This window comes from Pseudomonas sp. NPDC087358 (genome assembly GCF_044900785.1).
Taxonomy (GTDB): Bacteria; Pseudomonadota; Gammaproteobacteria; order Pseudomonadales; family Pseudomonadaceae; genus Aquipseudomonas.
Window position 1 is genome coordinate 258593 of record NZ_JBJDOA010000007.1, and the last position, 12994, is coordinate 271586.

The following is a 12994-nucleotide window of genomic DNA, read 5'->3' on the forward strand; positions in this document are numbered from 1 at the left end:
AACTGTCTCAGGCCGTGGGAGCCGGCTTGCTGGCTCCCACAGTGTTAACGCGTCAGTCTCGCGCACCCGGCTTCATGATGCTCAGGCGACCAATCAGCGGCAGTCGACCGAACAGATTGAAGATCGGCGCGGTGATGCGCAAAAGAAACCGGGTAATCACGGCGACGAACGGCGTGTAGCAACTCCAGCCAAGGGCGAGCAAGGCGATCATCACGCCGCCGATGTAGTCGTCCTGGCCCCAGTGCGCACCGGCGACCAGGCGCGGCATCATGAACAGGAAGGCCAGCGCCCAGATAATCACGCGTTGGCCCGCTGTGCGGCTGAATACGCTCATGAACATCGCCCAGATCAGCAATACCGAGGCATGGTCGCCGGGGAAACTCTGGCTGGAGCTGTCCTTGAGCTGCCACTTCTTATCAAGGCCGGGGAACAGATCGCTGAGTTTGATGGCGTCGGCAATAACCACCGAAGCACTGTCATGCTGCAGGGAAGTCTGATCGATGATCTTCGAGAAAACCGTGCGAATGATCAGCAGTACAATCAGCGTCAGCACAAAGCCGATCAAGGCCGCCCGGGTCTGCACTGCCTTGAACACCCAGTCGCCCTTGATCAGCAGCACCAGCAGGATGAGGCCGACCACGATATCGAAGGGGCGCATACTGGCAACAGTCCAGATCCACAGCCACACTTTGCTTTGCAGCAGCGGGCGGTTGAGCAGATGGAAAAACCACTCGTCGAATTGGGTGAAAACGGCATGACCCGCAGGCCAGATCCACACCAGCAGCAGCGCCAGCGCCAGCAGATTACACAGCAAGAATTTTTTGGCGTTCCACTTGGGTTGGAACAGCGCGGGATAGTCCATAAAATGCCCCCATCGGCATGGCAGTGCATAAACCGCGTTTTATAAGCGCTTGTCATCACTTTGTCATTACTTCAGATACCTTTCTCTTATGCATGATTTCCCGGATATCGATTACACCCAACGTTTCATCTTCGACGAGAGCGACGTGCGCGGAGAGCTTGTAGCGCTGGAGCGCAGTTACGCCGAGGTGCTCGCCAAGCATCCCTACCCGGAGCCGGTCGCGCAATTGCTCGGCGAGATGCTCGCCTCTGCGGCCTTGCTGGTCGGCACCCTCAAGTTCGACGGCTTGCTGGTGTTGCAGGCACGCTCGCTCGGGCCGGTAACGCTGTTGATGGTCGAGTGCTCCAGCGAGCGTGAGCTTCGCGGGATCGCTCGTTATGACGAGAGCCTCATCACCCCGGACGCTACGCTGCAACAGCTGATGCCCGACGGCGATCTGACCATGACCATCGACCCGCGTCAGGGCAAGCGCTATCAAGGCATCGTCGGCCTCGATGGCGTCGATCTCTCGGCTTGCCTGTCCAGTTACTTCGTGATGTCCGAGCAGTTGCCTACACGATTCTGGATCAAAGCCGACGGCAAACGCGCCCGCGGCCTGCTGCTCCAACAGTTACCAGCGGCGCGCCTGACCGATCCAGAAGAGCGCGAAGCCAGCTGGCAGCACGTCAACACTCTGGTTGACACCCTGACCGCCGAAGAATTGCTGAGCCTGAGCAACGAAACCGTGTTGCATCGTCTGTTCCATGAAGACGCCGTGCGCATGTTCGATATTCAGCCTTTGGTGTTCCGTTGCAGCTGCTCGCGCGAGCGCTCCGCCAATGCGCTGGTCAGCCTTGGCCTGGAAGATGCACAGCAGTTGGTGATCGAGCACAACGGCAGCATTGAGATCGATTGCCAGTTCTGCAACCAGCGCTACCTTTTCGACGCAACCGATGTAGCGCAGCTGTTCGCAGGCGGCGGGGTCGACACCCCTTCGGACACCCGTCATTGATGTAGTGCGAACGCCGGGCTGAATGGTTTCCGCCCGGCGGGCTTGGTTCTTCATTATGTAGTTCTGACAGGAGGGCCCTACCTTTTCTGGGCGTTTCTGGCATAATCCGGCCCACTTTTTAGCTGTAGTAGTGTGGGTTTTTCTACTACAAAACGTTTGGAGCACTCGGCCAGCGGGCCGACGGGGAATCTCATGACGCAAGCCAATAACGCCGTTTACACCGATCTCAGTGTTGACGATCTGGTTAAAGAAGCCCTCAAACGCGAAGAAGGCGTACTGTCCGATACCGGCGCACTCGTCGTCGAAACCGGCCATCGCACCGGTCGTTCGCCAGTTGACCGTTTCATCGTCGAAGAGCCGACTACTCAGGCCGCAATCGCCTGGGGCCCGATCAACCGCAAATTCCCTGCTGATAAATTCGACGCCTTGTGGGACCGCGTTGCTGCCTATCTGGGCGAGCGCGAGCGTTTTGTCTCCCACGTGCACGTAGGCTCTGACCCGGCGCACTACCTGCCGGTCAAGATGACCACCGAAACCGCATGGCACAACCTGTTCGGCCGTTGCCTGTTCATCAACCCCGAGCACTACAACGAAGGCGGCAAGCAAGAGTGGCAAGTCATGAACGCCCCTTGGTTCGTCTGTGAGCCAGAGCGTGACGGCACCAATTCCGACGGCACCGTGATCATCAACTTCGCAGCCAAGAAAGTGCTGATCGCTGGTATGCGCTACGCCGGCGAAATGAAGAAAGCCATGTTCTCGGTACAGAACTTCCTGCTGCCAGCGGCCGACGTTCTGCCCATGCACTGTGCGGCCAACATGGGCGAAGACGGCGATGTAACGCTGTTCTTCGGCCTGTCCGGCACTGGCAAGACCACTCTGTCTGCTGACGAAAGCCGTTACCTGATCGGCGACGACGAACACGGCTGGGGCGTGGGCGTGGTGTTTAACATCGAAGGCGGTTGCTATGCCAAGTGCATCGATCTGTCCGAGAAAAACGAGCCTGTCATCTGGAAAGCCATTCAGCACGGCGCCGTACTGGAAAACGTCGTCCTGGATCCCGTCACCAAGACAGCCGACTACGCCGACAGCAGCCTGACCCAGAACAGCCGCGCAGCCTACCCGCGTGAACTGATTGAAAAACGCGCGCCGAAAAACCTCGGTGGCGAGCCAAACGCTGTGATCTTCCTGACCTGCGACCTGACCGGCGTACTGCCGCCAGTCTCGATCCTCAGCGAAGAGCAAGCGGCCTACCACTTCCTGTCGGGCTACACCGCGCTGGTGGGCTCCACTGAAATGGGTTCGGGCAGCGGCATCAAGTCGACCTTCTCCACCTGCTTCGGCGCGCCGTTCTTCCCGCGTCCGGCTGGCGAGTACGCAGAGCTGCTGATCAAGCGCATCCGCGGCTTCGGCTCCAAGGTTTACCTGGTCAACACCGGCTGGACCGGCGGTGGCTACGGTGTCGGCAAACGCTTCAACATCCCGACCACCCGTGGCGTCATCGCAGCCATTCAGAGCGGCGCGTTGATCGGTGCAGAAACCGAACACCTGGACACCGTGAACCTGGACGTACCGAAGCTGGTACCTGGCGTCGACACCGCATTGCTCAACCCACGCAACACCTGGGCTGACAAAGCAGCGTACGACGATGCGGCAAAAGCACTGGCCGGTCTGTTCATCGAGAACTTCAAGAAGTTTGAAGTCAGCGACGCGATCAAGGCAGCGGGTCCCAAGTTGTAAGACTGGGTTCTGCTGAAAAGAAACCGCCCTTCGGGGCGGTTTTTTTATGGCTGTCGGTTGCTGCTCTGGAGCCGTCCGGCTTGCCAGCGATAGTGATCGTGAGTCCGCCGCCGGCAAGCCGGACGGCTACAAACCGTAATGATCGGAGGCTGATCGTTCCGATGTCGAGAAATTCTTTGATGGTCTAGGCATTCAAGGCTTCAAGTTCTGCGGTGTCCAACGACGAGTTTCAATCGCGTGATGCAGCATGGCCAGGGTAAGGGGAATGCTCCCCCGTCGATCCTTCGGCCGCCGCCATTTGAGGAGGTCATACCCCTCCGGGTTGAAATACCTGTAGGCGCATGGACCGGGTTTGCTCCCGCTAGGCGCCAGACCGTCCGGATGCGCTCAGAGACAAGCTTGCTCCTGCGCCCTGCGGGCAAAATCAGAAGCGCAGGCTTACCTGAAAACCGCATCTTTCAGAGAGCGGATAAGGCGTCAGCCCGCCTTGTTGGTCGCCGGAAAATCCTGGGTAATGTCGAAGCTGCCCTTGGCGACCACGCTTTTCGCCTCACACAGCTTCGCGTCAAAGCCCGGGTGGCGTTCGCCGTGTTGCGCGGCGTACGCGGCGGCTTCCTTTGTGCAGTCGTCACTGGGTTGTTCGGGAGAAAGCGCGGCGTTGAACTTGAAGGTGCCGACGAGGCGATAGCGGTCCAGCAGTTTGTTGCTGGACTCGAGTTTTTCAATCTTGCTGAAGTTGAGCTGGACGTTGCTGTTGGCGCCGCTTTTGTCAGCGTCGAAATATTGATAGTACGAGCCGGTGTCATACGAGGCGCTGTTTTCGTCGTGCGCAACTTCCACGCGGCCGCCCTGGAACATGATGGCCTGCTTTTCCTGGTCCGGGTTGTCGAATGAGAAACCCATGATCGGCCCGATGCTCACCTCGTTGCGATCGCCCTCGGCTTCCTGATCCGCGCTCAGGGTCAGCCAGTTGGCACCCGGCAGTTTGCCGGGCAGAAAGCCGACCGCGACGGCATCACCCTTGGCCTCGTAATGCAGATTCAAGGCACCGCTGACATCCACCGTCATCGACTTCGACAGGCCACGCGCGTCAGCGGCGGCGGTGCCGGGCTTCGCCGCATCCTTGTCGCCGCAGCCAGCAAGGGTAGCGACCAGGGCGATGAGCAAGAAGGGTAAATAGCGTGCTTGGGTCATGACGGATTCCTGAAGTGATCGGCGTGAAAGCCTCTGCTTGGCGCAAGGTATGACCGTCAGAATCGGTTTTTGTCGGTGCTGGGGGTAGAAAAACTACTAACTCATCGGATTGAAGCTGCTTGCCGCGCTGCAATATCGCTGATGGGACGACTCAGTCCCACCACGTCGGCATTGTTCCTTGAACCAGATCTTCGCGCCTTTGCGACACTCACGGAACTCAATGGAACCCCGCCGATAGTTGGCGCATACGCTGGTGCTGTCGATCTGGTTGTCCAACACTTGCCACCGGGCGGTGTACCAACCGCGACCGTCCCATTGCTGGATGAGTTGGTTTTCCGAGAATTGCTCATGGCTTTTCTGAGTCTGTGGCTGCTCCGACTTGAAGCGTGCCATGTAGGCGTCTGAAACCATGCCCTGGGCTTGTAAGCCTTCACGGGGTTGCGGATGTCGACCAAAGCGGCACCGGACCACGCTTTCATCGATTAGATTTCCATCCTTGATGCAGTCTGCCAGCGGCTGTGTCGTAGCGGCACGCGCCTCGGAAGGAGGACGTACTTCTTGCAGCGGTGGTGCGAGCGCGCGTGTCTGGTTGGTCGTCGGCGGGTAGGGTGATCCCGGTTTCTTTTGGCCCAAATACTGAGTGGCCAGATAGGCACCAGAGCAGAGCAACGCAATGGTGATGACGACGTTGCGATAGAGACTCGAACTTGCGACTGGCCCACGACGTCGGGCGCGCGGAGCGATCTCATCGTCATCCGGGGTGAGATGCTCGCGCCGGTTCCAGTCGTCCTGGTCACGATTCATGAAATTGACTCCAGCGAGACACGCATTTTTTTCTCCTTTCCTACGCCAGCTTGCCAGCGCTGACGCTCCCCAAAACGCTGCCGCCAGCAGACGGTTTTGCGTCAGGTTTGCCGTGCTTCACGGCTGGTACGTGCGCGCTGCCTCGCAGTACTGTTCCTGGGCCAGCTTGATCTTTTCGTCCTTGTCTTTGGCCAGGCGTTTGCTCCAGTCGCTGCACATGTCCTTGAAGTACGGGGCGGCGGCGCGGCGGCATTCGCGGTACTCGACGCTGTCGCTCTGGAAGTTCATGCAGACGCTGCTGGTTTCGATGTGGTTGTTGTAGATCCGGTAGCGGGCTTCGTAGCGGTTGCGGCCGTCGATTTCGCGGATGAACACTCCGGCCACTTCATAGCGCCGGCCAGTTTCGGCCTTGGGTCGGGGGGCGGTTGATTTGTATTGCGCCATATAGCGGTCGGATACCATGCCTTGCGGGCGAGGGGCGTTGTAGTCCGCCGGCTGGGCTTCGCCGAAGCGGCAGTCGATGACCTCGCGATCGATTACGTTGCCTTCTTTCAGGCAGTCATCCAGCGGTTTGGCGGCCACTGGCTGGGCTGTTTCCAGCTTGGGTGCAACGTAGACCACCTGTTCCGTCGTGCGAATGTCGGGTACAGGGCTCAGGGTCGGTTGCTCGCTGATGGTTTCAATGACCGGCGGCGGGGCGATGGAAACCTGGGCGATCTTTGGCGTATGAAACATCTGAAACGCGAGATAGATAATCGTCGCCAGCAGCGCCAGACAAATGACCACACTGCTGAGGGGCCAGCTCTTTGTAGACGGTGGGACATTTCGTTTGGCGGGATGCGAGCCGAGTACGACGTCAAACTGATCGGGTGTCAGACGTTGCATGACGATTTGCCCGTCGTCCTTGGGCGGTTGTGTGGATTGCATTGCCTCTCCTTGGCCTGCCGCGGTTCTCGGACGTTCTTGGGTGTGTCCGGAGGGGGGGCGTGGATGTATCGGGCGGCGAGGTTAAACGCCGCAATGCTGTTTTGCTAGTACTGCGTATCGATACCGTGTCCGGGATGTATGCTGTTTGGCATTTCTGTAATGGTTCAGGGGTATTGCGCCCGAACCCGCCGCGTTAAGGTCAGCACCTTTCGACGGCCCATGGAGTGGCAGCCAATGCATCAAACTCTTGAGCAGGTTTTCGGTTATCGGCAGTTTCGTCTCGGACAAGAGGCCGCGATCAGCGCGGTTCTGGCGGGCCGGTCCGCAGCAGCGATTTTTCCGACAGGCTCCGGCAAGTCGCTGTGCTACCAACTGCCAGCGTTGTTGCTGCCGCATCTGACGCTGGTGGTTTCGCCGTTATTGGCACTCATCCAGGACCAACTGGCGTTCCTGCAACGTCATGGCATCGCTGCCGCCAGCATAGATTCAGCGCAAAGCCGCGAGGATGTCGCCGACGTCATGGCCCGCGCGCGTTCGGGCGAGTTGAAAATCCTGATGATTTCGGTCGAGCGCCTGAAAAATGAACGCTTCCGGCATTTCATCACTCAGGTGCCGATTTCCTTGCTGGTGGTCGATGAGGCGCACTGTATCTCCGAGTGGGGGCATAACTTCCGGCCGGATTACCTCAAGCTTCCGGACTACCAGCGCGAGTTTAATATCCCACAAGCATTGTTGCTGACGGCCACCGCCACGCCGCAGGTGATCGCCGACATGCAGAGCAAGTTCGCCATTGCCCCGCACGATGTGGTGACCACAGGCTTTTATCGGCCAAACCTTACGCTGCTGGTCGAGCCCACGCCGGGCCGTGACAAGCGTCGCCGTCTGGTGCAGTGGCTTGGCGAGCGCGCCGGCCAGCCGAGCATTGTGTATGTCACGCTGCAGAAAACGGCGGAGTTCGTCGCCGCACACCTGGCGCAAAACGGACTGCCGGCCCAGGCCTATCACGCGGGTCTGCCTCACGATAAGCGCGAGTCGATTCAGCGCCAGTTCATGGACGGGCGACTGAACTGCATCGTCGCCACCATCGCGTTCGGCATGGGCATCGACAAGAGCGATATCCGCAACGTCGTGCATTTCGACCTGCCCAAATCCATCGAAAACTACAGCCAGGAGATCGGTCGGGCGGGACGCGACGGTGCCGTTTCGCAGTGTCTGGTGCTGGCCAACCGTGACAGCCTCAACGTCCTGGAGAACTTCGTGTATGGCGACACGCCGGAGTGCGAAGGCATTCGCCGGGTGCTCGATGATCTGCTCGGCGCTCGCAGCGAGGGGCAGTGGGAGTTTCTGCTGTTGCCGCTTTCGGACTTGAGCAACATTCGCCAACTGCCGCTCAAGACCCTGCTGGTGCAGCTTGAGCTGCGCGGGATCATCGCCCCGCGTTATTCGTACTTTGCCGAATATCGCTTCAAATACCTGATAGAGCCGCAAACGCTGGTGCAGCAATTCCAGGGCGAGCGTCAACAATTCGTGCAGGCGTTGGTCGAGACTTCCAGCCGCGCGAGAACCTGGGCCACGGTCAACTTCGAGGCGATGTACCAGCTATATCAGGCTGAACGTGCGCGTGTAGTGACGGCGCTGGATTTCTTTCAGGAGAAGGGCTGGATCGAGCTTGAAAGCAAGCAGATGACTGAGGTGTACAGCTTGCAGGCGACGGATTTCGATCCGCAGGCTTTAAGCGAGGAGCTGCACGATTACTTTGTGCACCACGAGACCACCGAGGTAGCGCGCATTCACGCCATGCTGGCTCTGTTTGCTAGCGAGCAGTGCCTGAGCCACCGGCTGGCGCAGTACTTCGGCGATAACCGGGCTCCTGAGCGCTGTGGACACTGTTCGGTATGCTCCGGCCAGGTTGCGCATCTGCCTGAAGCGCCTGCGCTGGTTGCGCTCGATCAACAGGACTTCGACGGGATGTGCGGTGAGTTCATCAACAAACATCGCCAAGCCCGTGGCGCTGAGCCCAGCGCCGAATGCCTGACCCGGTTTCTCTGCGGGATCAGCGTGCCGTTGTTCACCAAACTCAAGGCGCGGAATATCGCAGGCTTTGCAGCGCTTGAGGATTATCGGTACGCAGAGGTACGCGAATGGGTCCAGCGCCATGGCGACCCGCTCGCGCATCAGTAGCTGCACGACATGCCGGGGATGGCGAGTTCTGAACCGCTACCGCTGGCAAGCCGGACGTAAGCGTCAGACGAACCCACCTTGCATGGTTAGTTGGCGCCGGTTATGCGGTAGCAACTGTTCAATGCCACTTATCGGCAAAATTAGAACTGGCATCGGCATCCGGGTCAGCACGTCCCTGAGGTATTCGGGTGCCTCCCCTAGGTGGTAACGCAGTGTTGACCGCAACCCAATCAACCGTAGGAACCTGCGCGTAGTATCTCCTAACGTTTTGGATCTACTCCGCGACCTCCTATGGTGGAAGCTCGCCGTTGCTCTGCATCGGCTCCGTCCGGTATCTGCTCACGCTTCGAGCAGTCGCTCGCTGTCAATTTTAGAGTTGCAGACATTTTGGGTAGAGGGCGTGCCGCTACCGGATGGAGCATCGGTAGGGGATCCCACCGGACATCGAGACTTCGCATCGCTACACAGATGCGCCAGGAGGAACGAACCATCAAGCTACCCAGCCGCTATAACTGCGCCTTCGTTCTCCCATACCTAGTCGGTGAAACCCCCGTATGTCGAATGAACGCAACGGTAAAGGTGCTCGACGAACCATAACCTGTACGCTGCGCCACCTCGCTAACAGCCATTTTGCCTTGACATAACCACTGTTTGGCCAGCGCCATGCGCCAAGTCAAGAGGTAAGCCATGGGCGATACACCCATCACACGGTTGAAGCGCTCGAAAAAACCTGATCGGGAGAGTGCAGCCTCTTTTGCCAGTTGCGCCACCGACCAAGCCCGTGCCGGGTCTTCGTGTAATTTGCGCAGGGCCATGGCCACGCGCTCGTCACCCAAGCCGCACAGAAATCCCGGCGCGTACGTGCTTATGACTGTGGAACGCAGGGCTTCAATGAAAATCACATCCATAAGTCTTGCCAATACAGTATGACGAACCGGACGCAACTCAGAGAACTCATCACCTACCAGTTGCACCACGATGGCAAGCCTGGGATTTGCGCGCACGTGCAGCACCTGAGGTAGCAGCGATACCAGTAGATCCGCATCAGCGGAAGCAAATGAGCAGTGACCAACCACCATACGTAAGGCGACAGTGGCCCCCTCAGGGCCGAGGTGGTACTCACTGGGCCGCAGCTCGACGGGCACAGTGTCCACAGCATCGACCGAGACCGGTTCCATGCTGTACATCCTGAAGTCGTATGCCGCAGGAATAAGTACAAAATCGTCGCGTTGCAGCAATTTGGGAGCGTACCCCTCCACCGCCAGCCAGCACTCGCCGGCTAGCACTGCGCAATAAAATGGCTGTCCGGATTCGGAGCGGCTGACCCGCCATGCGCCGGCGGCGGTGATCATCTTTGAGTAAGCGATTGAAGGTTGTAGCAGGGAGACGAGTTCGGCCAGGGGATCGGTCATTTTGGACTATGGGAGATTTTATGTGGACTCACTATGATAGTCAGTCCAGAGCCGCGCGTATATCTTGGCCCACTGTCAATTCGTATGTGTGGAGTGAGTTTATGAACAACCTGATAAATATGGCCCGCCATATCCCCGTCAATCAGACCGTACCAGCGGTTTCCATTAGCCAAGTCACGCTACCCTCGGATACTCGCTTACTTCCTCTTGAGTTGCGGGTGACGGCCCCCATTACTGGCGATGGTCTAGCTGTCATCCTTCTCTCCCATGGGCATGGCCCATCACTTTACTTGCCCTCCAAGGATGGCTATGGCCCGCTGGTCAACTTCCTTGCCGAGCACGGCTTCGTTGTCATCCAACCTACCCATTTGAATTCCAAGGTTGCTGGGCTGGATGCCGAAGCACCCGGAGGGCCATTGTTCTGGCGCTCACGGACTGAAGATATGACGCTCATCCTGGATCGTCTAGACGATATCGAAACGCAGGTGCCGTTCCTTGCCGGGCGCATTGATCACAGTAAGGTTGGCGCAGTAGGTCACTCGTTGGGCGGTCATACTATAGGTCTGCTGTTAGGGGCACGAGTGAGCGACCCTGAGATTGATGGCGCGGGCACTGACATGAGTGATCGTCGTATCAAGGCGGGTGTATTACTTGCCCCTCCGGGTAGCGGCGGGAAGGATCTAAGCGAGTTTGCCGCAGCGCACTATCCAGCGTTGGGCCTTGATTTCGCGCATATGCATACGTCCGCGTTGGTCGTAGTGGGGGATAATGACGTCTCCCCGCACTTAACTATCCGCGGTGCCGACTGGCATGCCGATCCCTATCACCGGAGTCCGGGAACCAAAAGCTTGCTGACACTGATTGATGGTAAGCACGGACTGGGGGGGATTGCTGGCTACGACGCTGCGGAGACCCAAGACGAAAACCCTGATCGTCTGGCAGCTGTGCAACGCCTAGCATGGGCGTATCTACGCTCTGAGCTGTACAGCGACGATTCAGCGTGGCAGTCGGCATGCACAGCGTTGGCCCTGCACGCTAGTGCGTTGGGGCACATCGAACACCGCTAGTTATTGAAATAGAATGGATGCTTCTGGCCGATCGGGACTGACGTTGTTCCGAAGTTGACCGAGACCCGCTCCTCGTCGGTAAGCGGCTAGCGGCCATAAATTGCACCGATCAGTCAGGCACCCATCGATTTTGCTGATCGGGCCTTGCTGGGGATGGTAGTTTCATCGGAACGAAAGCGGGCAGCGTCGGCGCCAGGGAATCGCGTTAAACAGGTATCCACTTTCGAACCAAGTTGGCGTTGATGCCGTGGCGCTGGGCAACGCTGGCTAGGGTTGCGCCGGGTTGCAGGCATTCCTAGACAATCTGGGCTTTAAGGGGGTTGGGGTAAGAGGTTCTTTGGCGCAGGGCAATCCTGAAGATAAGGGCAATGGTGTCCAGGTACTTTTAAGTGGAGAACATCGCCCTTATTGTGAGGATCGGGTAGGTGACTTTGCCGGACGGTTACAGCCGGACTGCTACAGGGGCAGGAACAAGGCCAAGTACAGAGATAGGCGCAGTGACAAAGGACATGCACGTCCGTAAGCGACGTGTCGTCAGACCAGGATCAGAAGCAGCCAGGAGGCAACATGAGTCAGACCCACCCACGCAACGACTATCGCCATTTCCATCCCATCACCACGCGCTGGCATGACAATGACATCTATGGGCACGTGAACAATGTCACCTATTACAGCTTTTTCGACAGCGCCGTGAACAGCTACCTGATCGAGCATGGCGGCCTGGACATCCACGACGGCGAGGTGGTGGGGTTTGTGGTCAGTTCATCCTGCGACTACTTTGCGTCGATTGCCTACCCGGACCTGATCGAAATCGGTCTGCGGGTCGGCAAGCTGGGTAACAGCTCGGTGCAGTACGAATTGGCGGTGTTCAAGGCAGGCGAGGAGCAGGCGTGCGCGGCCGGACGGTTCGTGCATGTGTTTGTGGAGCGGGCATCGAATCAGCCGGTGTCGATTCCCGCCGACCTGCGTCTGGCGATGGAACGGTTGATGGTCTGAAACGACAACCGGCCGCGTTATCGGCGGCCGGTAGTTTGATTCGGAAGAAGCAGGCTGGACTCAGCGGTGGTGCCAGTCGCGACCATGCTTGCGGTGACCATAGGCGTGGCCACGACCGTGGTGATAGTCACGGCGATCGCCACGATAGCCACGGCGGTTATCGTCGTCACGACGACTCTGCTCGCCCATGTAGTTACCCAGTGCGCCACCGGCGCCGCCACCTGCGGCTGCGCCGATCAGGCTGCCTGTGCTGCCACCGACGCTGCGGCCGATGACGTTACCACCTGCGGCGCCGAGACCACCGCCAATGGCCGCTTCAGCGCGGTTGTGCTTGTTCGCACCCACTGCGCCACCGGCCGCACCACCCAGGCCTGCACCAATTGCAGAGCCGGTGCTGCCACCGATTTGTTGGCCAACGACAGAACCCAGTACCCCACCCAATGCGCCGCCTACACCAGCCGTCACGTTGTCGCCAGCTGAGGCGATACCGCTGGCCAGGGAGAGAGTCAACAACAGAATCGAGGAATACTTCATGTATGGATGCTCGTAGGGATGACGGCGCGATCCTGCAATTATGTAGAAAATGTCACAATCTAAATCCGACGAATAACACGACTTGTATACAAAACGCTAAGTTACTGTTTTTGAATGGGAACTTAAGTGGGTTTGGTGAGTCATAAATAACTTCACACAGGCCCGAATCATGCGATTCGGGCCTTTTTTGTGGCCTGGAATTATTGCCGCACAATCGGTAGGAGTGAGCTTGCTCGAGATAGCGATACGTCAGACGACAAGGTTGCCTGAAATGCCGCCATCGCGAGCA

The 12994-nt window shown here is 58.5% G+C and carries 12 protein-coding genes; 5 read left to right on the forward strand and 7 right to left on the reverse strand.

All coding sequences use genetic code 11. The annotated features are described in order from the left end of the window. Positions 1 to 52: 52 nt before the first annotated feature. Positions 53 to 862 (reverse strand): phosphatase PAP2 family protein, encoded by an 810-nt coding sequence (locus ACI2KS_RS18340; protein WP_404622392.1) that lies wholly within the window; start codon positions 860 to 862, stop codon positions 53 to 55. 88 nt (positions 863 to 950) lie between these two features. On the opposite strand from ACI2KS_RS18340, the gene hslO reads away from it, so the two are divergent. Both hslO and ACI2KS_RS18350 read left to right on the forward strand, forming a co-directional pair. Continuing rightward, positions 951 to 1853, forward strand: coding sequence for an Hsp33 family molecular chaperone HslO (gene hslO / locus ACI2KS_RS18345; RefSeq protein WP_404622393.1), 903 nt, complete (start codon positions 951 to 953; stop codon positions 1851 to 1853). A gap of 192 nt (positions 1854 to 2045) precedes the next feature. Further along, on the forward strand, positions 2046 to 3590 hold the full coding sequence (locus ACI2KS_RS18350) for a phosphoenolpyruvate carboxykinase (protein WP_404622394.1): 1545 nt from the start codon (positions 2046 to 2048) through the stop codon (positions 3588 to 3590). A 477-nt stretch (positions 3591 to 4067) separates the two neighbouring features. On the opposite strand, the gene ACI2KS_RS18355 is transcribed toward ACI2KS_RS18350, so the two are convergent. The 3 genes from ACI2KS_RS18355 to ACI2KS_RS18365 all read right to left on the reverse strand — a co-directional run bounded on the left by ACI2KS_RS18355 (position 4068) and on the right by ACI2KS_RS18365 (position 6515). Next, positions 4068 to 4784, reverse strand: a complete 717-nt coding sequence (locus ACI2KS_RS18355; protein WP_404622395.1) for a hypothetical protein — start codon at positions 4782 to 4784, stop codon at positions 4068 to 4070. A gap of 96 nt (positions 4785 to 4880) precedes the next feature. After that, complete coding sequence (locus tag ACI2KS_RS18360) at positions 4881 to 5588, reverse strand: hypothetical protein (protein ID WP_404622396.1); 708 nt, start codon at positions 5586 to 5588, stop codon at positions 4881 to 4883. Positions 5589 to 5705: 117 nt separating this feature from the next. After that, positions 5706 to 6515 carry a hypothetical protein gene (locus tag ACI2KS_RS18365; RefSeq protein WP_404622397.1) on the reverse strand — a complete coding sequence of 270 codons (810 nt, stop codon included), beginning with the start codon at positions 6513 to 6515 and terminating at the stop codon, positions 5706 to 5708. A 234-nt stretch (positions 6516 to 6749) separates the two neighbouring features. Between ACI2KS_RS18365 and ACI2KS_RS18370 the strand changes: the two genes are divergently transcribed. After that, positions 6750 to 8696 (forward strand): ATP-dependent DNA helicase RecQ, encoded by a 1947-nt coding sequence (locus ACI2KS_RS18370; RefSeq protein WP_404622398.1) that lies wholly within the window; start codon positions 6750 to 6752, stop codon positions 8694 to 8696. A 506-nt stretch (positions 8697 to 9202) separates the two neighbouring features. Here the strand turns inward: ACI2KS_RS18370 and ACI2KS_RS18375 are convergent. Beyond that, a complete protein-coding gene (locus tag ACI2KS_RS18375; protein ID WP_404622399.1) occupies positions 9203 to 10108 on the reverse strand; it encodes an AraC family transcriptional regulator in 906 nt (301 codons plus the stop codon). 101 nt (positions 10109 to 10209) lie between these two features. Here ACI2KS_RS18375 and ACI2KS_RS18380 point away from each other — a divergent pair, with 101 nt between their 5' ends. Then, on the forward strand, positions 10210 to 11175 hold the full coding sequence (locus tag ACI2KS_RS18380; protein WP_404622400.1) for an alpha/beta hydrolase family protein: 966 nt from the start codon (positions 10210 to 10212) through the stop codon (positions 11173 to 11175). Positions 11176 to 11380: 205 nt separating this feature from the next. Here ACI2KS_RS18380 and ACI2KS_RS18385 read toward each other — a convergent pair whose 3' ends face one another. Then, the gene (locus ACI2KS_RS18385) at positions 11381 to 11464 is read right to left on the reverse strand and encodes a transposase (RefSeq protein ID WP_404622512.1); all 84 of its coding nucleotides are present in this window, start codon (positions 11462 to 11464) and stop codon (positions 11381 to 11383) included. Positions 11465 to 11742: 278 nt separating this feature from the next. On the opposite strand from ACI2KS_RS18385, the gene ACI2KS_RS18390 reads away from it, so the two are divergent. Further along, a complete protein-coding gene (locus tag ACI2KS_RS18390) occupies positions 11743 to 12171 on the forward strand; it encodes an acyl-CoA thioesterase (protein ID WP_404622401.1) in 429 nt (142 codons plus the stop codon). Between the two features lie 60 nt (positions 12172 to 12231). Here ACI2KS_RS18390 and ACI2KS_RS18395 read toward each other — a convergent pair whose 3' ends face one another. Continuing rightward, positions 12232 to 12705 carry a glycine zipper domain-containing protein gene (locus tag ACI2KS_RS18395; protein WP_404622402.1) on the reverse strand — a complete coding sequence of 158 codons (474 nt, stop codon included), beginning with the start codon at positions 12703 to 12705 and terminating at the stop codon, positions 12232 to 12234. Positions 12706 to 12994: the final 289 nt, after the last annotated feature.

Excerpts from the sequence above, each read along its gene's own strand:
- ACI2KS_RS18395 (WP_404622402.1), bottom strand. The coding sequence starts at position 12,705 with ATGAAGTATTCCTCGATTCTGTTGTTGACTCTCTCCCTGGCCAGCGGT.
- ACI2KS_RS18355 (WP_404622395.1), bottom strand. The coding sequence starts at position 4,784 with ATGACCCAAGCACGCTATTTACCCTTCTTGCTCATCGCCCTGGTCGCT.
- ACI2KS_RS18340 (WP_404622392.1), bottom strand. The coding sequence starts at position 862 with ATGGACTATCCCGCGCTGTTCCAACCCAAGTGGAACGCCAAAAAATTC.
- hslO (WP_404622393.1), top strand. The coding sequence starts at position 951 with ATGCATGATTTCCCGGATATCGATTACACCCAACGTTTCATCTTCGAC.
- ACI2KS_RS18365 (WP_404622397.1), bottom strand. The coding sequence starts at position 6,515 with ATGCAATCCACACAACCGCCCAAGGACGACGGGCAAATCGTCATGCAA.
- ACI2KS_RS18375 (WP_404622399.1), bottom strand. The coding sequence starts at position 10,108 with ATGACCGATCCCCTGGCCGAACTCGTCTCCCTGCTACAACCTTCAATC.
- ACI2KS_RS18360 (WP_404622396.1), bottom strand. The coding sequence starts at position 5,588 with ATGAATCGTGACCAGGACGACTGGAACCGGCGCGAGCATCTCACCCCG.
- ACI2KS_RS18390 (WP_404622401.1), top strand. The coding sequence starts at position 11,743 with ATGAGTCAGACCCACCCACGCAACGACTATCGCCATTTCCATCCCATC.
- ACI2KS_RS18380 (WP_404622400.1), top strand. The coding sequence starts at position 10,210 with ATGAACAACCTGATAAATATGGCCCGCCATATCCCCGTCAATCAGACC.
- ACI2KS_RS18370 (WP_404622398.1), top strand. The coding sequence starts at position 6,750 with ATGCATCAAACTCTTGAGCAGGTTTTCGGTTATCGGCAGTTTCGTCTC.
- ACI2KS_RS18350 (WP_404622394.1), top strand. The coding sequence starts at position 2,046 with ATGACGCAAGCCAATAACGCCGTTTACACCGATCTCAGTGTTGACGAT.